We start from the raw sequence: 18,877 nt of genomic DNA, 5'->3' as shown, positions 1-18,877 counted from the left end.
TGTTCTCCTCACAGTCCGAGGGACTTGGCGATGATGGTCTTCAGGACCTCGCTGGTGCCGCCGTAGATCCGGGTCACCCGGGCGTCGGCGTAGAGCCGGGCGACCGGGGATTCGAGGATGTAGCCGTAGCCGCCGTGGAGTTGCAGGCAGCGGTCGACGATACGGCCCTGGGTCTCGGTGCAGAACAGTTTGGTCTTCGCGGCGTCGGCGGGGCTCAGCCCGCCGTCCACGAGGGCGCTGACCGCCGCGTCCAGGAGGGCCTGGGCGGCCTCCAGCTCGGTGGCTACGGCGGCGAGTTCGAACTTGGTGTTCTGGAAGTGGGCGACCGGCTTGCCGAACACGGTCCGGTCGCGGACGTAGGCGACGGTCAGGTCGAGGGCGGCGCGGGCCTGGGCGACGGCTCCCACGGCGATGGCGAGGCGTTCCTGGGCGAGGTTGCGGCCGAGGTGGGTGAAGGCGGCGCCCTCCTCGCCGAGGACGTTCGCGGCGGGGACGCGGACGTCGTCGAAGGACAGCTCGACGGTGTCCTGTGTGGGCAGGCCGATCTTCTCCAGCTTCCGGCCGACGGTGAAGCCGGGCGTGCCCTTCTCGACGACCAGGAGGGTGAGCCCAGCACGCCGGTCGGCGGGGTCGGTGGCGGTGCGGGCGACGACGATCACGAGGTCGGCGTGGTGACCGCCGGTGATGAACGTCTTGGCGCCGTTCAGGAGCCAGTGGCCGCCGTCGCGGACAGCGCGGGTGGTGATCCCGGCGAGGTCGGAGCCGGTGCCCGGTTCGCTCATCGCGATCGCGGTGTACAACTCGCCCGAGGCGAGCCCCGGGAACCAGCGGCGGCGCTGCTCGGCGTTCGCGAGGCCCGTGAAGTACGGAACGACGACGTCGAGATGGGTGCGCAGGCCGCCCAGGGTGACGCCGGCGCGGGCGCACTCCTCCTGGAGGACGACGTTGAAGCGGTAGTCGTCCCGGCCGCCCCCGCCGTACTCCTCGGGGATCGCGGTGCCGAGGAGCCCCAGCTTGCCCATGTGCCGGAAGAGTTCACGCGGGACGAGGCCGGTCCGGCGCCAGTCCTCGTAGTCGGGGAGCACCTCGCGGGAGAGGTAGTCGCGGACCAGGTGACGGAAGTCGTCGTGGTCCTGCTCGAACAGGGTCCGGCGCATCGAATCTCCTTCGATCGGGACCCTATTGAGTATACGTAATTAGCGTTCTTGGTCCAGGGTGGCCGGGAAAAGCTCAGTGCCACCAGGGAATGAGTGCATCCAAATGCCGTCGCATCCGGTGCCGGGCGACTCCGGCGTCGCCCTGGACGATGGCGTCGAGGATGCGCTGGTGGACGTGCTGGACCTCGTCGGCGGCGGTGTCGCCGGGGAGCGGGCGGTCGCGGCCGGAGGCGTGGCGGCGGAAGAGTTCCGTGATGATCGAGAGGAACAGGGACAGGACGGGGTTGTCGGCGAGGGCGGCGAGTTCGGAGTGGAACAGGTCGGCCTTGCGCAGGTCGTCGGCGGGGCCGTCCTTCGTCCACTTCACGGCCTTCTGGAGGCGTTCGGCGACGTCCGCCTCCCCCTGGGCGTGCCGGGTGGTGACGGTGGCGACGACGCCGAGTTCGATGGCGCCCCGGACGATCCGCAGGTCGTCGGCGGTGACGCCCTGGTACTCCAGGAAGAGGGCCATGGTGTCGATGCTGGCCTGCGGTTCGGGTTCGGTGACGACGAGGCCGCCGCCGGGGCCCCGGCGCATGCGGGCCACCGAGTGGTACTCCAGGAGGCGGACGGCCTCGCGCAGGACGGCCCGGCTGATGCCGTAGCGGGCGAGGAGGTCGGTCTCGGAGCCGAGGACCATGCCGGTCTGCCAGCCCCGGGCCGCGATGTCGTCGTGGATACGGGCGGCGACGACCTCCGCGAGCTTGGCGCGGGGCCCTTCGACCGGTTCGGGTTCGACGACCGCGCCCTGGATACGGCGGCCTCTGCGCACCCGGTGCTTCTCGATCCAGGCGGCGACCGACTCCAGGTGGGCGGCGAGTTCGGTCTGCGCGCGGGCGCCGTCGTCCGCGACGATCGCCTCGACGACCGCGCGGTGCTCACGGTGCGAGACCTCCTTCGCGGCGTGGAGTTCGGCGCGGGAGATGCGCCGGGAGGTGCCGGCGTAGCGGGCGGTGAGGCGGGTGAGGACGTCGATGAAGAGGTGCAGGACCGGGTTGCCGGAGAGCTGTCCGAGGATGGGGTGCAGGGGGTCCTGGGAGTGGACGGAGGGGTCGTCCCAGTGGGCGCGTTCGGAGTCGAGGGCGGCGCGCAGGGTGGTGATGCCCTCTTCGGTGATGCGGTCGGCGGCGAGCCCCGCGGCGATGGGTTCGAGGAGCTGGCGGGCGTGGAGGAGGTCGGTGACGCTGGTGCCGACGTATTCGAGGTAGATCACCATGGCGCGGGTGGCGGGGCCGGCGTCCGGGGCGCAGACGATCAGGCCGCCGTTCGGGCCGCGCCGCATCCGGGCGACCTGGTGGTGCTCGACCAGCCGGACGGCCTCGCGCAGCACGGCGCGGCTGACCCCGAGCCGCTCCCTCAGCTCGACCTCCGAGCCGAGCGACTCCCCCACCGGCCAGCCCCGGCGGATCACGCTCGCCTCGATCCGGCGCGCGGTCTGCGCGGCCAGTTTGCCGACCGGGACCCCGGTCTCGCCGTCGGCGGACTCGCGGTCGACGGCTGTCGCCATGGGCCAACTCCTCTGAGGGTGCGTCAAGGGTCCCCAGTCTATTCGCCGCGCGGCCACGGAGCGTGCTCGACCCCGATTTAAGCCCACTGATTCAGCTTCCGCGATCTATCCACACCCCCGATTCTCCCGTTAGAGTGCCCTCATTTCGAGATCGCCCGGACGAGGAGCGAACATCGATGGGACCGGACGCCACCCCCGAACTCGACACCTTCCGCGCCAGGGTCCGCGCCTTCGTCGCGCGGCACTCCCCCGGCCCCAAACCCCACGCGGGCGTCCGCGCCCCCGCCCCCGCCCTGCTGCCGGCGCTCCGCGCCTGGACGGCGAAGCTGTACGACGCGGGCCTGCTCGGCATCGACTGGCCCCCCGAGTACGGCGGTCGCCCCGACGCGCACCCGCTGGAGGCGTCGATCGTCGCCGAGGAGATCGCCCGCGCCCGCACCTGGGCCCCGATCGGCGCGGCCTCCCTCGCCTCGGCGGCCGTGATCGGGCACGGCACCCCGGACCAGCGCACCCGTTTTCTCCCCCGTATCCGTTCCTGCGCGGACATCTGGTGCCAGCTGTTCAGCGAGCCCGAGGCGGGCAGCGACCTCGCGGCGCTGCGGACCCGGGCCGTCCGGGACGGCGAGGTGTTCGTGGTGACCGGCCAGAAGGTGTGGACGACCAACGGGCAGCACGCCGACATGGGCTACCTCCTCGCCCGCACCGACCCGGACGCCCCGAGGCACCGGGGCGTCACGGCGTTCGCCCTGGACATGCGCAGCCCCGGCGTGGACGTCCGGCCGCTGCGGGAGATCACCGGGACGACCGACTTCAACGAGGTCTTCCTCGACGGCGTCCGCGTCCCCGCCGCGAACGTCATCGGGGAGGTGAACGGCGGCTGGCGGGTCGCGATGAGCAGCCTCGGCCACGAGCGGTCCGGGGTCGCGGCGCGCGGCGCGGAACTCCTCGCCGTCCTGGACGACCTCGTCGCGCTCGCCGCGGAGACCGGCGCCCTCGACGACTCCGCGACCCGGCAGACGCTGGGCGAACTCGCCGCGCGCGTCCAGGTCAACGCGGCGCTCACCGGTGTCGCGCGCTCGCGGCTCCTGCACGGCACCGAGCAGCCCGCCGACGCCCTGCTCGGGAAGATCTTCTTCAGCGAGCTCAACCACGACCTGGCGGACTTCGGGCTGCGCCTCCAGGGGACGGACGGGCTGCTCGTCGAGGGCGACCCGGGGGCGGTGGCGGACGGCTGGTGGCAGGACGCGCATCTGTACGCGCGGGCGTACACGATCGCGGGCGGGGCGAACGAGGTGCTGCGGACGCAGATCGCGGAGCGGGGCCTGGGTCTGCCGCGCGAGGCGCGCTGAATCCGACTGGACTTTATTGTACCGACCGATCGACATAACTTTCTGGACGTGGCACGGTGGCGGCGGACCCCCGTGCGAGAGGACGACCCCATGACCACCGAGCTGCCCGAGTTCCCGGCCCCGCGCTCCGCCGAATGCCCCTTCGCACCCCCGCCGGGCCTGCTGAGGCTCCACGACACCGGCAAGGACGTACAGCGCGTGCGCACCTGGGACGGCACCACCCCCTGGCTGGTCACCTCCCACTCCGCCCAGCGCCGCCTCCTCACCGACCCCCGGCTCAGCGCGGACATCGGCGCCCCCGGCTACCCGCACACCACCGAGGCGATGAAGGCGCACGCCGCCGAGATGCAGCCGTCCATCAACAACACGGACGGCGCCGAGCACACCCGCTGGCGCCGGATGCTCACGAACTCCTTCACCCGGCACCGGATGGAGAAGCTCCGCCCGGAGATCCAGCACATCACCGACGGCCTGATCGACGAGATGCTCGCGGGCCCGAACCCGGTCGACCTCAACGAGGCTCTGTCGCTCCCGCTGCCCTCCCTGATGATCTGCGCGCTCCTCGGCGTCCCCTACGAGGACCACGACTTCTTCCAGGAGCACGCGGGCGTCACCAACGCCCGCTTCAAGACGCCCGAGGAGGCGGCCCGCTCCACGGCCGACCTGCGCCGCTACATCGCCGGACTCATCGAGGCGAAGATGGCCGACCCCGGCGAGGACGTCCTCTCCGACCTCGGCGCCCGCATCAAGGAGGGCGTCCTCTCGATGGAGGAGGCCGCCCCGCTGGGCCACATCCTCCTGGTCGCCGGGCACGACACCAGCGCCAACATGATCACCCTGGGGACGGCACTGCTCCTGCGGGAACCCGCCCAGCTCGCCGCGCTGCGCGCCCACGCCGACGACCCGAAGTACGTGACGAAGGCCGTCGAGGAACTCCTGCGCTACCTGACGATCCCGCATCTGCTGGCCCGGCGCGCGGTGACCGAGGACATCGAGATCGACGGCGAGACGATCCGCGCCGGCGAGGGCGTCATCGCCTCCCTCCCGGCCGCGAACTGGGACCCCGAGGCGTTCGCCGAGCCCGCCCGCCTCGACCTGACCCGCACCGCCGCCCACCACCACGCCTTCGGCTGGGGCCCGCACCAGTGCGTCGGCCAGCAGCTCGCCCGCATCGAGCTCCACGTCGTCTTCAGCACCCTGTTCCGCCGCGTCCCGACCCTGGAACTCGCGGCCGACGTCCCGGAACTGCGCTTCAAGGAGGACTCCCAGGCGTACGGCATCTACGAACTCCCGGTCACGTGGTGAACCGGCCCCTACTCGGCCCGGCGCAGCAGCATCGCCCCCGACGGCACTCCCCCGCCCGCCGTGACGGCCGCCACCCTCGCCCCGGCGACCTGACGGCCGTCCGCGTCACCGCGTAGTTGCAGCATCGCCTCCCTCACGAACCCGAACCCGTGCAGGCGCCCGGCCGAGAGCTGGCCGCCGTGCGGGTTCAGCGGCAGCTCGCCGTCCAGGGCGATCGTCTTGCCGCCGGCGAGGAAGCCGGTGCCCTCTCCCGGGCCGCAGAACCCCAGCGCCTCGATCCAGGACAGCGCGTTGAAGGTGAACCCGTCGTAGAGCAGGGCGACGTCGACGTCCGCCGGGGTCAGGTCGGTGCGGGTCCACAGGTGGGCGGCCGGGCCCCGGGCCTGCGGGAGGTGGGTCAGGGTGTCCTGGTCCCAGCTGAGGCGTTCGCGTACGGCGGTGCCGACGGACTCGACCAGGACGGGCGGGCGCGGGCGGTCGTACGCGGTCTCGATCGCGGAGACGACGACGGCGACCGCTCCGTCGCAGGGGACGTCGCAGTCGTACAGGCCGAACGGGGTGGTGATGATCCGGGCCGCGTAGTAGTCGTCGAGGGTCATCGGTTCGCGGTGGAGGGCCTCGGGGTTGCGGGCCGCGTGGGCGCGGGTGGTGACGGCGATCGCGGCGAGGGCCTCGCGGCCGACGCCGTAGCGGTGCTGGTAGTGGGAGGCGTGGCAGCCGATCCACTGGGCGGCGGACATGGCGCCGAAGGGGGCGCGGAACTCGAACATGCCGGTGGCGCGGGCGCCTTGGGGGTTCGGCCACCGCCCGGAGCGGACGAGCGCGCTGTGGGAGGACTCCCAGACCGTGCGGAAGCACAGCACGTGCCGGCAGAGTCCGGCTGCGACGGCGAGCATCCCGGCGGTGATCGACCCGATCTGGCCCGGGACTTCCCGCGCGCCGTTGACCCAGGTGGGGGTGAGGCCGAGGGCCTCGGTGAGCGCGGTGACGCCGCCTTCGCTCATGCCGTCGGGGGTGGGGCCGGGGTAGGTGGACAGGCCGTCGATGTCGTCGAGCCGGAGTCCCGCGTCCTCGACCGCCGCCAGGCAGGCGTCGACGGCGAGGGAGAGGGGGTCGGTCATCAGGCGGCGGCCGACCTGTGACTGGCCGACGCCGGTGAGGGCGACCCGGTCCTCGTACTTGCGGGCGGACGCTCTGGCGGGGGCGCGGATCACGCGAGGTGCGGGCAGCGGGCCGGGGCTCGTGTCCTCCAAGTCCGGTTCGAACAGCGGGAGATGGATGTCCTCGTGCTGCTCGAAGCGGACGCGGACCCGCATGCCGACGTGGACGTCCTCCGGGGCGCAGCCGACGAGGTTCGTGGTGAGGCGGGCCCGGTCGTCCTCGGCGAGGGCGACCACGGCGACGACGTACGGGGGCGGGAAACCGGGCAGCCACGTCTGGTGGTTGACGCTGAAGCCGACGACGACCGCGCGGCCCGAGACGGGAGCGAGGGCGACGGAACGGCTCCGGCATGACGGGCAGTTGGGAAGCGGCGGGTGGAAGTGGCGTCCGCAGTCCGCGCAGTGCGTGATCCGCAGGACGCCGTCCGCGCCCGAGCGCCAGAACCCGGCGCTGGCGAGGCTCGGTTGGGGCAGGGGGCGGCCGGTCACGGGAGCAGTTCGAGGATCGTGGCGTTGGCGGTGCCGCCGCCCTCGCACATGGTCTGGAGGCCGTAGCGGACGTTGTCGCGGCGCATGCGGGCCAGCATCCGGGTCATGAGGATCGCGCCGGAGCCGCCCAGGGGGTGTCCTACGGCGATGGCGCCGCCGTACGGGTTGAGGCGGGCCGGGTCGGCGCCGGTCTCGGCGAGCCAGGCCAGCGGGACCGGCGCGAACGCCTCGTTGACCTCGTAGACGCCGATGTCGTCGATGGTGAGCCCGGCGCGGCGCAGCGCCTTCTCCGTCGCGGGGATCGGGCCGAGGAGCATGGTGACGGGGTCCGCGCCGCTGACCGCGCCGGTGTGGTAGCGGGCGATGGGGGTGAGGCCGAGGTCGCGGGCGCGTTCGGGGGTGGTGACGAGGAGGGCGGCCGAACCGTCGGAGATCTGGGAGGAGTTGCCCGCGTGGATCACGCCGTCGTCCTTGAACGACGGTTTCAGCGCGGCGAGTCTCTCGACGGACGTGCCTCTGCGGAGTCCTTCGTCGGTGGTGAGTTTCGTGCCGTCGGCCTCGACGGGGACGAGGTGGTCGTCGAAGACTCCCGTGTCGATCGCCTGGGCCGCCTTGGCGTGCGACTCGGCGGCGAACTCGTCGAGCCGGGTACGGCTGAACCCCCAGCGCCGCGCGATGAGTTCGGCGCCGATGCCCTGGCTGAACCCGGTGCCGCCGTACCGGGCGAGCGCGCCGGGCCCGTACGGCTGGCCGGTCGTGCGGTGGGCGCCGAGCGGGACGCGGCTCATCGTCTCGACGCCGCCCGCCACGACCAAGTCGTACTGTCCCGACATGACGGCGTGCGCGGCCTGGTCCACGGCCTGCTGGCTGGAGCCGCACGCGCGGTTCACGGTGACGGCCGGAACGTGTTCGGGCCAGCCCGCCGAGAGGACCGCGAACCGGCCGACGTTGCTGGACTGGTCGCCGATCTGCGTGACACAGCCCCAGATCACGTCGTCCACCGTGCCGGGGTCGATCCCGGTGCGGTCGACCAGGGCGTTCAGCACCTTCGCGGAGAGGTCGGCGGCGTGGATCGGGGCGAGGGTGCCGTTGCGTTTGCCTATGGGGGTGCGTACGGCGTCGACGATGACGGCGTCCGGCATGGGGGCTCCTCAGATCTGGTCGGTGGCGGTGACGCCCCACTCCCGCAGCACGGCCCCCGTATCGGCACCGACCGCCGATGCCGGGTGCCCGGCGCGGGCCGGGGTCGCGGAGAAACGCGGGGCTGCGGCGGGCTGGAGGACGCCGTCGCGGGTGAACAGGCTGCCGCGAGCGGCGAGATGGGGGTGGTCGGCCGCTTCCCGGAGGTTCAGGACGGGCGCCACGCACGCGTCGGTCCCCTCGAACAGCGCGGCCCACTCGTCCCGTGTCCGCTCGGCGAACCTCTCCGTGAGGAGTCTGCGCAGCTCCGGCCACGCCGAACGGTCGTGCTGGCGGGCGGGGTCGACGTCCAGCTCCAGCAGTTCGACGAGCGTCCGGTAGAACTTGGGCTCCAGCGCGCCGACCGCGACGTGCCGGCCGTCCTTCGTGCCGTACACGGCGTAGAACGGCCAGCCTCCGTCGAACCGGTTGACGCCCCGTTCGTCGGTCCACTCGTCCCGCGCGAGCTTGGCGTAGGTGCTGGCCAGGAGATGGGCGGTGCCGTCGACGATGGCGGCGTCGACGACCTGTCCCCGCCCGGTGCGGGCGGCGTGGTGGAGGGCGGCCAGCACGCCGATGACGAGGTAGCAGCCGCCGCCCCCGAAGTCGCCGACGAGGTTCAGCGGGATCTGCGGTGTCCCGCCCGCCTCCCCGATCGCGCCGAGCGCCCCGGTCAGCGCGATGTAGGTGATGTCGTGCCCGGCGCTCGCGGCCAGCGGCCCGCCCTGCCCCCATCCGGTCATCCGCCCGTACACCAGCCGGGAGTTGCGGGCGAGGCACTCGTGCGGTCCGACGCCGAGCCGTTCGGTCACCCCGGGCCGGAACCCCTCGATCAGGACGTCGGCGCGCTCGACCAGCCCGAGCAACAGGGCAGTGTCGGCGGGGTCCTTGAGATCGAGGACGACCGACCGCTTCCCCCGCCCGAGCACGTCCGCCGTACCCCCCGGCCGGTCCACCCGCACGACCTCGGCCCCGAGGTCGGCGAGCAGCATCCCGGCGAAGGGGCCTGGGCCGATCCCGCCGAGTTCGACGACCCGGCACCCGGCGAGCGGCCCCCCGTTCACCGCCCCTTCCACACCGGTATCCGCTTCTCGGCGAACGCGGCGGCCCCTTCCCGCGCGTCGTGCGACCGGAACACGGGCTCGGCGATGTCGAACTGCTTCCCCCATGCCTCCTCTCGCGTCCAGTCGGCGGTGGACCGGGCGATCTCCTTCGTCGCGGCGACGGCCAGGGGCCCGTTCGCGGCGATGATCTCGGCGAGTTCGAGGGCGCCCTGGAGCGCGCCGCCTTCCTCGGTCAGCCGGTTCACCAGGCCGTACTCGGCGGCGCGGCCCGCCCCGATGGGCTGTCCGGTGAGGAGGAGTTCCAGCGCGATCGCGTACGGAATCCGGCGGGGCAGATGGAGCGCGGCGCCGGCCCGGGCGACCAGTGACCGGGTGACCTCGGGTATCCCGAACCGGGCGGTGCGGGCGGCGACGACGAGATCGCAGGCCAGCAGCAGCTCGAAGCCCCCGGCCAGCGCCCATCCCTCGACGGCGGCGACGAGCGGTTTGCGCGGCGGCGTCATGCTGATGCCGCACAGCCCGCGTCCCTCGATGGCGGGGGTCTCGCCCCGGAGCCACGCCTTGAGGTCCATACCCGCCGAGAACGTGCCGCCCGCGCCGGTGAGGACGCCCACCCGCAGGTCGTCGGACTCGTCGAGTTCGTCGACGGCGGCGGCGACCCCGGCGGCCACCCCCGCGTCGAGCGCGTTGCGTACGGCGGGCCGGTTGATCGTGATGACCTGTACCGTGCCCCGGCGTTCCACGAGCACTTCGTCGGACACGCCTACCTCCTCTGGTCGAAGTCGACGTCGTGGCGGGTGAGTTCGTGGGCGACCATGCCGTCGAGGTCGTCGGCGGGCGGCGCCGGGAGTTCGACGGGGCGGTCGCGGGTGGGGAGCAGGACGACGGCGGTGCCGGGGGTGGTGGTCTCGCCGCGCTGGTTCTCGCAGCGGACCTCGACGTGCACCTCGGCGCGTCCGTCGCGGAGTCGCTTGTCGACGACCGTGCCGCGTACCCAGGTCGTGTCGCCGAGGTAGTTGAACCTGCGGTGTTCGCAGCGCAGTCGCCAGAGCCAGCCGTCGTCGCCCATCCAGTCGGTGAGGAGGTGGCAGAGCCAGGTCTCGCGCATCCCGCCGTAGTCGTAGGGGTTCGGCAGGCCCAGTTCCCGTGCGCGTTCGGGTTCCCAGTGCAGGCGCTGGACGGTGTCGGGGATGTTCAGGGCGTTGCGGGGGTAGAGGCCGGGGGCCTTGCGGCGGACCTTCGCGGCGATCCCGAAGGCGCCGGGCGGGGTGAGCTGCATGCCCCAGCCGAGGTGCCAGACGACGACGTCCGTGGTGGTGAGGGGGCCTTTCACGCGGGGCTGGAGTTCCTCGCCGACCTTGACGTCCTCCCAGTACCGGGGTTCGCTCCCGCGCCGGGTCTCGCCGGCGTACGCGGCGTCGATCTCCGCCAACTGGTCGTCGGTGTAGGGCTCTTGGACGAGTGTCTCTTTCGCCCGTGTCTTCGACGTGTGCCGTTCGGCGTTGATCCAGGTGCCGCGTCTGAGGGCGTGCATGCGGCCGTGGCCGTCGGTGTAGAGGTAGTCGCGGACGACGTGCGCGGTGCGTCCGCCGAAGCTGCTGGGTCTGAGGCGGACGCCGACCTGGGTCTGGAGGACGCGGCAGCGGTCGCCGAGGGTGAGGGGGCGCCACCACTCGAACTCCATGACGGCCTGGTAGGAGCCGAGTCCGGCGAAGGGGTCGCCCTTGAGGAGCGCCTTGGTGTCGGCGTCCGGGGTGGGGGCGGCGTCCTCGCCCATCGTGTAGAGGAAGGTGGGCGGGGCGATCAGGGTGCCCCAGCGGCTGCGGGCCGCGTGGGCGGGGTCGCAGTAGAGGGGGTTGTCGTCGCCGTAGCCGTACGCGAAGTGGCGGACGCCGTCGCGGGTGACCTCGTGGTTGTGCGGGGGGTTGTGCTGGGGCTGGGGGATGCCGAGGCGGCGGCGGGAGCGTTCGACCGCCTCGTCGGTGAGCCGGCCGTACGTCATCGGTGCTCCTCCAGTCGGGCGCGGAGGGTGTCGAGGAGTTCCACGCGGCTGACCTTGCTGGACGGGGTGCGGGGCAGGGTGTCGAGGACGACGATGTGCGCCGGGACCTCGTAGGGGGTGAGGCGGGTGCGGCACAGGGCGGTCAACTCGACGGGGTCGGGGGCGGGTTCGCCGGGTTCGCGTTCGACGGCCGCGACGGGTATCTCGCCGAGCCGTGCGTCCGGCAGGCCCGCCACGGCCGCCTCCCGGACGGCCGGGTGGGTCTCCAGGACGCGCCGCACGGTGTCGGGCCGGACCTTGAAGCCGCCCCGGATGATCGTGTCGTCGGCGCGGCCCTCGATCCACACGAACCGGTCGGCGTCGACCCGTGCCAGGTCGCTGGTCCGGGTCCAGGTGCCGCCGCCGCGCACGCTCTGCTCGGTGCGGACCTCCAGGCGTCCCACGCGTCCGGCCGGCACCTCGGTGCCGTCGTCGCCGGTCACCCTCAGCTCGACGCCCGCGAAGGCCCGTCCGGCGCTGCCGGCCTTGCGGGGCCACCAGCGCCGGTGCAGCGGCAGGGTCCAGCCGACGACGGCGCCGGCGAACTCGGTCGCCCCGTAGGTCATCAGCACCGGGATGCCGTACGCGCGGTGGAAGGCGTCGGCGAGTTCGGCGGGGCAGGGCGCGGTCCCGGAGGTGACGACCTGGAGGCTCGCCAGGCGTTCCCTCGGGACGTTCGCGTCGAGGACGGCGCGGAGGGCGGCGGGGACGAGGCTGGTGGCGCGCGGGCGGTGGCGTTCGACGGCGTCCGCCCAGGGCTCCACGGCGAACTTCGGCAGCAGGACCATGCGGCGTCCGGTGGCGAGGCAGGCGAGCGCCCGCCAGAGGCCGCCGATGTGGACGAGGGGGGCGGCGACGAGGGACACGGACGGCGACAGCAGCCGGTCGTCCTTGGGGACCTGGCCGCCGGAGACGAGGGCCTGGTCGAGCTGGCCGGTGCGGAGGTGGACGCGTTTCGGGGGGCCGGTGGTGCCGGAGGTGAGCATCTCGACGGCGATGCCGGGGCGGGCGGGGGCGTCTGCGGGGACGGCGCCGCCGAGGGGGCGCAGGGTCGGGAGGACCAGGGCCGTGCCGTGCGCGGTGACCGTGTCCGACACGCCCTCGCGGGCGAGGGGTTCGGGTCCGGAGACGACGACGGGGAGTGCGCAGCCGTCGATGTCGGCGGCGAGACGGGCGGCGGGCTGGAGGGGGCTCAGCATCACCAGGCAGCGTCCGGAGGCGATGACCGCGGCGACGGCGGCGACGTGTTCGGGCCGGTTCTCCAGGATCACGCCGACGCGAGCGCCGGTGCCGAGGCCGGCCGTGTCGAGGGCGTCGGTGAGTGCGTGCGCGGTGTCGCGGACCCGGCCCCACGTCCACCACTGCCCGTCGTGCTCGATCGCCTCCGCGTCGGCGTCGGCCTCGGCGAGCAGCCGGGTCAGACGGTCGCGAATTCCCACGTGCTCAGCCTTTCGTCGCGGTGATCCCGACCAGTTCGGCCAGTCGGCCCCGGTGCGCGGCCGGGCCGCCGAAGAGGTGCTCGGAGGACTTCGCGCGCCTGAGGTGGAGGTGGGCGTCGTGTTCCCACGTGTAGCCGGTGCCGCCGTGGATCTGGATGTTCTCCTTCGCCGCGTGCGTGTAGGCGTCGGCGCAGCAGGCGGCGGCGAGCGCGGCTGCCACCGGCAGTTCGTCCGGCGCGCCGGCGGCCACGGACAGCGCGTGCTGGGCGGCCGAGCGGGCCGCCTCCACCTTCAGGAGGGTGTCGGCGCACTTGTGCTTGACGGCCTGGAAGGCGCCGACGGGCCTGCCGAACTGGGTGCGCACCTTCGCGTACGCCACGGCCATGTCGAGGCACGCCTGGGCGCCGCCGACCTGTTCGGCGGCGAGGGCGACGAGCACCAGGTCGAGGACGCGGCGCGGGTCGGCGGCGAGGCGAACGGCGGGTACGGCGGCCAGGTCGAGGCGGGCCTGTCTGCGGGTGGGGTCGAGGGTGGCCAGGGGGGTGCGGGTCAGTCCGGGGGCGTCGCCGGTGACGGTGAAGAGGGCGGGGCCGGTGGTGTCCTGCGCGGCGACGATCAGCAGGTCGGCGCTGTGGCCGTCGATCACGAACATCTTGGTGCCGGTGAGCCGCCGGCCGTTGCTGTCGCCGTTGTCGGGGGTCGCCGTCGTCGTGCCGTTCGCGTCGGTGAGGGCGAGGGTGGCGGTGAGGGTGCCGTCGGCGATGCGCGGCAGCCAGCGGGTGTCGGCCGCTTCGGTGAGGGCCTGTCCGGCGAGGGCGGCCGTCGCGAAGTAGGGCGAGGGGAGCAGGGTGCGGCCGAACTCCTCCAGGACGACGCCGAGTTCGACGGGGCCGCCGCCCGCGCCGCCGTGTTCCTCGGGCAGCGCGATTCCCTGGAGGCCGAGTTCGCGGGCCATGCGGTGCCAGAGGGCCCGGTCGTGGCCGGGTGCGGAGTCCATGGCGGTGCGGACGGCCTCGCTGGGGGCCTTCTCGTCGAGGAGGCGGCGCAGGGTCGTCCGGAGGTGTTCGTGTTCCTCGGTGAAGGTCATCGCGGGGTCCTGGCGCGCAGGTACGCGGGGAAGTCGGGGACGCGGGCGCGGTCGACGAGTTCGACGCGGACGCCCGCGGGGTCCAAGTGGTAGGCGAAGATCGCCGGTTCGCCGTCGAGGACGGCGCATGCCTCGCGGGGCCAGCCGTCGGCTTCGAGGCGTTTCGAGGTGGCGTGGAGGTCGTCGCAGAGGTAGCCGATGTGGTGGGCGCCCGCCCGCCAGGGGGTGCCGGGGATCTCCTGGACGAGTTCGAGGTGCGGGGCGTCGAGGGAGTAGGCGTAGGTGAGGGTCAGGTCGTGGTCGCCGTCGGCGAGGCGGACGCGGAGTTCGCCGGTGAGGGTGCGGGTCCAGCGGTGGCCGGCGGTGGCGGTGAGGCGGGTCTTCCACGCCTCGATGTCGGGGACGACGATGCCGGTGTGGAAGAGGTTCATGCCGGGTCCCAGGCGAGGCGCAGGGCGGTGAGGCCGTACATGTTGCCGTGCTGCCACAGCTGTTGGCCGGGGGCGATGCGGTAGTCGGGGATGCGGCGGTGCCACTCCTCGACGGCGACGGTGAGTTCGAGGCGGGCGAGGTGGGAGCCGAGGCAGCGGTGTGGGCCGGAGCCGAACGCGATGTGGTTCGTCGTGTCGCGGTGCAGGTCGACGCGGTGCGGGTCGGGGTAGCGGCCGGGGTCGCGGTTGGTGACGGCGAGGGGCAGCATCACCATCTCCCCCGCTCTGACGGGGCAGCCGCCGATCTCGACGTCCTGGGTGGCCTTGCGGGCGGGGACGACGAACGAGTAGACGCGCAGGATCTCCTCGACGCCGGTGGGAATGAGGGTGGGGTCGGCGAGGATCTCGGCGCGCTGTTCGGGGTGGGCGGCGAAGTGGTAGAGGGCCCAGCCGATGGAGATGGGGACGGTGTCGAAGCCGGCCTGGAACATCAGGACGCAGAAGGCGTGCAGGTCGCGGTCGTCGATGAGGTCGCCGTCGATGCGCCAGGCCATGGCGTGCGAGAGGAGGTCGTCGAGGGGGGTCTCGCGGCGCTGGGCGATCTGCTGCTCGAAGTAGGCCGACACCGCGCGCATGGCGGCGAGTTGGCGGGCGCCGTCGGGGTCCTCGTGGTGCGGGAGGTGGAGGAGGTCGTGGGTCCAGTCGAGGAAGACGGGGAGGTCGTCCTCGGGCAGGCCCATCAGGCGCATGAAGATGAGGGTGGGGAAGCGGCGGGCGAACTCGTCGAGGACGTCGACTTCCTGACGGTCCTTCAGGTCGTCGATGAGTTCGGCGGCGACGCGGCGGATCTCGGGTTCGCGGGCGGCGACGGCGCTCGGGGAGAAGTAGCGGCCGAGCAGGCGGCGCCAGACGCCGTGCACGGGCGGGTCGAGCATCTCCGGTATCCACAGGAACTTGGGGTCGGGTTCGAGGGCGGTGACCGACCTGTTGGAGAAGGTCCGCCAGTCCTGGAGGGCCTGCTGGACGGCGGGGCCGTCGGTGACGACCCAGTAGCCGCGGGCGGTGGTGGAGCGGAAACCGCCGTGGCTCCCGGCGATGTCGTCCCAGCGTTCCTGGTGGGAGAGGACCGGTCCGCCGAGCCGGTTGTCGAAGCGGTAGGCGGGCACCCCGTCGTGGGTGCCGTCGGATTCGAGGGTGCTGCTCATCGCGGCTCCTTCACGTCTACGGCTGTCAGGTGGCTGCCCCGTCGAGCTTGAGGGCGATCAGCTCCTCGTCGGTGAGGCCGAGTTCGCGCAGCACGTCGTCCGTGTGCTCGGCGAACTGCGGGGCCCGGGTGATGTCCGCCGGGGTCTCGTCGAACTGGACGGGGCTGGCGACGAGTTCGCGGGGTACGCCGTCCGCGTCGACGACCGGCGCGATCATCCCGTTGGCGCGCAGCGCCGGGTCCTGGCCGACCTCCCACGCGTTCTGCACGGCCGCCCACTGGCCCTCGCCGCGCGCGAGGATCTCGGTCCACTCGGCGAAGGGGCGGGCGGCGATCAGCTCGGCGACGAGGCCGGCGGCTTCGGCGGCGTTGGCCATCAGCTTGTCGGTGCTGTCGAAGCGGGCGTCTGTGCCGAGGTCCTCGCGTCCGGCGAGGGTGCAGAACTCGGCCCAGTAGCGGCCGGGTTGCAGCATCGACAGCTCGATCCAGCGGCCGTCGGCGGTGCGGTAGGCGCCGATGAGGGGGTTCGTCGCCGAGCCGTGCCGGGGCGGGGGGTTGGCGGGCAGGGGGCCGCCGGTCATGAGGGCGAGGTTGACGGTGAACTGGGTGGCCCAGGCGCCGACGCCGACCAGGGAGACGTCCACGACGGACGGTTCGCCGGTGACGGCGCGGGAGTAGAGGGCGGCGGCGATGCCTCCGGCGAGGGTCATGCCGCCCATCGAGTCGCCGTACGCCCCGGCGGGCATCCGGGTCATGCGGTCGGCGCCGGGCGGGGTGACCCCGGAGGCGCTGCCGCCGCGCGCCCAGAACGCGGTGCTGTCGTAGCCGCCCTTGTCCGCCTCGTCGCCGCGCGGGCCGAAGCCGCTGCCGCGGACGTAGACGATGTCGGGGTTGATCGCGCGGACGTCGTCCAGGTCGATGCGGAGCTTGGCGCGGGCCTCGGGGAGGAAGTTGGTGAGGAAGACGTCGCTCTCGCGGATCAGCTTCTCCAGCACCGGGCGCGCGGCGGGCCGTTCCAGGGCGAGGCCGACGCTGCGTTTGCCCCGGTTGGGCCCTTCCATGATGGGGAAGAACGACGACCCCTGGCTCGCGGCCTCGTAGCCGAGGACGCGCACCAACCCGCGCTGCGCGTCGCCGCGTTCGGCGTGCTCGATCTTGATGACGTCGGCGCCCCAGTCCGCGAGGACGGCGCCGGCCGCCGGGACGAAGGTGAACTGGGCGACTTCCAGCACCCGCACGCCCTCCATGGGCCTGTGCATCGGACCAACTCCTCAGCGACTCCACGCTATTGCGCATACCCAATGCGGCATCTGCGGGTTCGAGTATGGACCGAGGGCGCTAAAAAGTATACTGTTTTCGGCATGCTGGATTTCACGATCGAACCGGAGTTCCAGGCGAAGCTGGACTGGGCGGCGGCGTTCGTCCGTGCGGAGGTCGAGCCGCTCGACCTCCTCTTCCCGCACGGCGGCGACCCGTACGACACGGGCAACGAGAAGGCCCGCGCGATCCTGCGGCCCCTGCGCGAGCAGGTGCGGCGACAAGGGCTGTGGGCCTGCCACTTGGGCCCCGAACTCGACGGCCCCGGCTACGGCCAGGTCAAGCTGGCCCTGCTGAACGAGATCCTGGGCCGCTCCTACTGGGCGCCGACCGTCTTCGGCACGGCCGCGCCCGACACCGGCAACGCGGAGATCCTCGCCATGTTCGGCACCGCCGAGCAGAAGGAGCGGTATCTGAGGCCGCTGCTGGACGGGGACATCGTCTCGACGTTCTCCATGACCGAGCCGCAGGCGGGCGCGGACCCGAAGGAGTTCGTGTGCCGTGCCTGGCGGGACGGCGAGGAGTGGGTGATCGACGGGGAGAAGTGGTTCTCCTCCAACGCCCGGTACGCGGCCTTCCTGATCGTCATGGCGGTCACCGATCCCGAGGCGCCCCCGCACCGCCGGATGTCGATGTTCGTCGTCCCCGCCGAGACGCCCGGCATCGAGGTCAAGCGCAACGTCGGCACGATGGACGAGCGGGACGGCCTCGACGAGGGCATCCACGCCTATCTCCGCTACCACCGGGTGCGGGTGCCGCTCGACGCCATGCTCGGCGGTCCCGGCCAGGGGTTCGAGGTGGCGCAGGCCCGGCTGGGCGGGGGCCGGGTGCATCACGCGATGCGGACGGTCGGGAAGTGCGCGCGGGCCTTCGACATGATGTGCGAGCGCGCGCTGTCCCGTCGTACGCAGGGCACGCTGCTCGCCGACAAGCAGGCGGTGCAGCAGTTCATCGCGGACTCGTGGCTGGAGCTCCAGCAGTTCCGGCTGCTCGTCCTGCACACGGCGTGGCTCATCGACACACAGCCGCACGGCGCGGCGCGCACGCAGATCGCGATGTGCAAGGTGCAGACGGCGAAGGTGCTGCACGACATCGTCCAGCGCGCCGTCCACCTCCACGGCTCCCTCGGCACGACGGGTGAACTCCCGCTCGCGAAGTGGTGGATGGCCGCCCCGAACCTCGCCCTCGCCGACGGGCCCACCGAGGTCCATCGCACGACGATCGCGAAGCGCCTCCTCAAGGACCACCGCCCCGCCGAGGGCCTCTTCCCCTCCGAGCACATCCCGCCCCGCCTGGAGGCGGCCCGCAAGCGGTACGCCCACATCATCGGCGACGACTCCCTCACCGGCCGGGTGGAGGCATGAGCCTCTTCGACCTCACGGGCAAGGTCGCCCTCGTCACCGGGGGCAGCCGGGGTCTCGGCCTGGAGATGGTCCGCGCGTTCGCCGAGGCGGGCGCGGACGTCGTCGTCACCAGCCGCAAACTCGACGCCTGCGAGGCGGCGGCGAAGGAGGTCACCGCCCTCGGCCGCCGCGCCCTCCCCGTCGCCGCCCACGTCGGCCACTGGACCGACCTCTCCCGCCTCACCGACGCTGCCTACGACCACTTCGGCAAAGTCGACATCCTCGTCAACAACGCCGGCATGTCACCGGTGGCCCCCTCCTCCGCCGACACCACGGAAGACCTCTTCGACAAAGTCATGGCCGTCAACTTCAAAGGCCCCTTCCGCTTGGCCTCCCTGATCGGCACCCGCATGTCCACCGCCTCCGGCGGCTCCATCATCAACATTTCCTCCTCCGGCGCCCTCTTCCCCCAGCCCCGCTTCGCCCCCTACGCCGGCGCCAAAGCCGCCCTCAACACCCTCACCACCGTCTTCGCCCAGGAATACGGCCCCACCGTCCGCGTCAACACCATCTCCGCCGGCCCCTTCCTCACCGACATCTCCAAATCCTGGACCGAGGAGAAACGCCACACGACCCGCAGCGCCCTCGGCAGACCGGGCCGCCCGGAGGAGATCGTGACGACGGCGCTGTATCTGGCGAGCGATGCGTCGAGTTATACGACGGGAGCCCTGATAAGGGTGGACGGCGGCCTGTACTGAGTACCCGC

At 72.6% G+C, this 18,877-nt stretch carries 16 protein-coding genes; 4 read left to right on the top strand and 12 right to left on the bottom strand.

All coding sequences use genetic code 11. From position 1 onward, the window contains the following. Positions 1-8: 8 nt before the first annotated feature. A complete protein-coding gene (locus ABZX85_RS24660) occupies positions 9-1,157 on the bottom strand; it encodes an acyl-CoA dehydrogenase family protein (protein ID WP_355872431.1) in 1,149 nt (382 codons plus the stop codon). 73 nt (positions 1,158-1,230) lie between these two features. After that, a complete protein-coding gene (locus ABZX85_RS24655) occupies positions 1,231-2,703 on the bottom strand; it encodes an FCD domain-containing protein (protein WP_355872428.1) in 1,473 nt (490 codons plus the stop codon). Positions 2,704-2,879: 176 nt separating this feature from the next. Here ABZX85_RS24655 and ABZX85_RS24650 point away from each other — a divergent pair, with 176 nt between their 5' ends. After that, complete coding sequence (locus tag ABZX85_RS24650; RefSeq protein WP_355872425.1) at positions 2,880-4,052, top strand: acyl-CoA dehydrogenase family protein; 1,173 nt, start codon at positions 2,880-2,882, stop codon at positions 4,050-4,052. A 90-nt stretch (positions 4,053-4,142) separates the two neighbouring features. Next, entirely contained in the window at positions 4,143-5,357 is a 1,215-nt protein-coding gene (locus tag ABZX85_RS24645) for a cytochrome P450 (protein WP_355872423.1), read from the top strand. Between the two features lie 8 nt (positions 5,358-5,365). On the opposite strand, the gene ABZX85_RS24640 is transcribed toward ABZX85_RS24645, so the two are convergent. From ABZX85_RS24640 to ABZX85_RS24595, 10 genes are read right to left on the bottom strand one after another with little or no spacing between them, the layout of a single operon-like run. Further along, a complete protein-coding gene (locus ABZX85_RS24640) occupies positions 5,366-7,006 on the bottom strand; it encodes an OB-fold domain-containing protein (RefSeq protein WP_355872420.1) in 1,641 nt (546 codons plus the stop codon). Beyond that, positions 7,003-8,148 carry a thiolase family protein gene (locus tag ABZX85_RS24635; RefSeq protein WP_355872417.1) on the bottom strand — a complete coding sequence of 382 codons (1,146 nt, stop codon included), beginning with the start codon at positions 8,146-8,148 and terminating at the stop codon, positions 7,003-7,005. The genes ABZX85_RS24640 and ABZX85_RS24635 overlap by 4 nt, the downstream gene beginning before the upstream one ends. Positions 8,149-8,157: 9 nt before the next feature. Then, positions 8,158-9,249, bottom strand: coding sequence for a CaiB/BaiF CoA-transferase family protein (locus ABZX85_RS24630; protein ID WP_355872415.1), 1,092 nt, complete (start codon positions 9,247-9,249; stop codon positions 8,158-8,160). Next, positions 9,246-10,010, bottom strand: coding sequence for a crotonase/enoyl-CoA hydratase family protein (locus ABZX85_RS24625; RefSeq protein WP_355872412.1), 765 nt, complete (start codon positions 10,008-10,010; stop codon positions 9,246-9,248). The genes ABZX85_RS24630 and ABZX85_RS24625 overlap by 4 nt, the downstream gene beginning before the upstream one ends. 2 nt (positions 10,011-10,012) lie before the next feature. Continuing rightward, the gene (locus tag ABZX85_RS24620) at positions 10,013-11,251 is read right to left on the bottom strand and encodes a MaoC family dehydratase N-terminal domain-containing protein (RefSeq protein WP_355872410.1); all 1,239 of its coding nucleotides are present in this window, start codon (positions 11,249-11,251) and stop codon (positions 10,013-10,015) included. Continuing rightward, positions 11,248-12,729, bottom strand: a complete 1,482-nt coding sequence (locus ABZX85_RS24615; RefSeq protein WP_355872407.1) for a fatty acid--CoA ligase family protein — start codon at positions 12,727-12,729, stop codon at positions 11,248-11,250. The genes ABZX85_RS24620 and ABZX85_RS24615 overlap by 4 nt, the downstream gene beginning before the upstream one ends. 4 nt (positions 12,730-12,733) lie before the next feature. Continuing rightward, on the bottom strand, positions 12,734-13,816 hold the full coding sequence (locus tag ABZX85_RS24610) for an acyl-CoA dehydrogenase family protein (RefSeq protein WP_355872405.1): 1,083 nt from the start codon (positions 13,814-13,816) through the stop codon (positions 12,734-12,736). Next, a complete protein-coding gene (locus ABZX85_RS24605; RefSeq protein ID WP_355872403.1) occupies positions 13,813-14,247 on the bottom strand; it encodes a VOC family protein in 435 nt (144 codons plus the stop codon). Before ABZX85_RS24605 ends, ABZX85_RS24610 begins: the two co-directional genes overlap by 4 nt. After that, the gene (locus ABZX85_RS24600) at positions 14,244-15,452 is read right to left on the bottom strand and encodes a cytochrome P450 (RefSeq protein ID WP_355872401.1); all 1,209 of its coding nucleotides are present in this window, start codon (positions 15,450-15,452) and stop codon (positions 14,244-14,246) included. Before ABZX85_RS24600 ends, ABZX85_RS24605 begins: the two co-directional genes overlap by 4 nt. A 25-nt stretch (positions 15,453-15,477) precedes the next feature. Next, positions 15,478-16,710 carry a CoA transferase gene (locus ABZX85_RS24595; RefSeq protein WP_355872399.1) on the bottom strand — a complete coding sequence of 411 codons (1,233 nt, stop codon included), beginning with the start codon at positions 16,708-16,710 and terminating at the stop codon, positions 15,478-15,480. Between the two features lie 102 nt (positions 16,711-16,812). On the opposite strand from ABZX85_RS24595, the gene ABZX85_RS24590 reads away from it, so the two are divergent. Continuing rightward, entirely contained in the window at positions 16,813-18,132 is a 1,320-nt protein-coding gene (locus ABZX85_RS24590) for an acyl-CoA dehydrogenase family protein (RefSeq protein WP_355872397.1), read from the top strand. Continuing rightward, complete coding sequence (locus ABZX85_RS24585; RefSeq protein ID WP_355872394.1) at positions 18,129-18,869, top strand: SDR family oxidoreductase; 741 nt, start codon at positions 18,129-18,131, stop codon at positions 18,867-18,869. The genes ABZX85_RS24590 and ABZX85_RS24585 overlap by 4 nt, the downstream gene beginning before the upstream one ends. Positions 18,870-18,877: the final 8 nt, after the last annotated feature.

This window comes from Streptomyces sp. NPDC004539, from assembly GCF_040610055.1.
GTDB lineage: Bacteria > Actinomycetota > Actinomycetes > Streptomycetales > Streptomycetaceae > Streptomyces.
Note: the sequence above shows the minus strand (reverse complement) of the source record. Positions and strands in the feature narration are given on the sequence as shown.

Bases quoted from the DNA above. Each gene is read 5' to 3' on its own strand.
- ABZX85_RS24660 (WP_355872431.1), bottom strand. From the start codon at position 1,157: ATGCGCCGGACCCTGTTCGAGCAGGACCACGACGACTTCCGTCACCTG.
- ABZX85_RS24655 (WP_355872428.1), bottom strand. From the start codon at position 2,703: ATGGCGACAGCCGTCGACCGCGAGTCCGCCGACGGCGAGACCGGGGTC.
- ABZX85_RS24650 (WP_355872425.1), top strand. From the start codon at position 2,880: ATGGGACCGGACGCCACCCCCGAACTCGACACCTTCCGCGCCAGGGTC.
- ABZX85_RS24645 (WP_355872423.1), top strand. From the start codon at position 4,143: ATGACCACCGAGCTGCCCGAGTTCCCGGCCCCGCGCTCCGCCGAATGC.
- ABZX85_RS24635 (WP_355872417.1), bottom strand. From the start codon at position 8,148: ATGCCGGACGCCGTCATCGTCGACGCCGTACGCACCCCCATAGGCAAA.
- ABZX85_RS24620 (WP_355872410.1), bottom strand. From the start codon at position 11,251: ATGACGTACGGCCGGCTCACCGACGAGGCGGTCGAACGCTCCCGCCGC.
- ABZX85_RS24610 (WP_355872405.1), bottom strand. From the start codon at position 13,816: ATGACCTTCACCGAGGAACACGAACACCTCCGGACGACCCTGCGCCGC.
- ABZX85_RS24605 (WP_355872403.1), bottom strand. From the start codon at position 14,247: ATGAACCTCTTCCACACCGGCATCGTCGTCCCCGACATCGAGGCGTGG.
- ABZX85_RS24600 (WP_355872401.1), bottom strand. From the start codon at position 15,452: ATGAGCAGCACCCTCGAATCCGACGGCACCCACGACGGGGTGCCCGCC.
- ABZX85_RS24595 (WP_355872399.1), bottom strand. From the start codon at position 16,710: ATGCACAGGCCCATGGAGGGCGTGCGGGTGCTGGAAGTCGCCCAGTTC.
- ABZX85_RS24590 (WP_355872397.1), top strand. From the start codon at position 16,813: ATGCTGGATTTCACGATCGAACCGGAGTTCCAGGCGAAGCTGGACTGG.
- ABZX85_RS24585 (WP_355872394.1), top strand. From the start codon at position 18,129: ATGAGCCTCTTCGACCTCACGGGCAAGGTCGCCCTCGTCACCGGGGGC.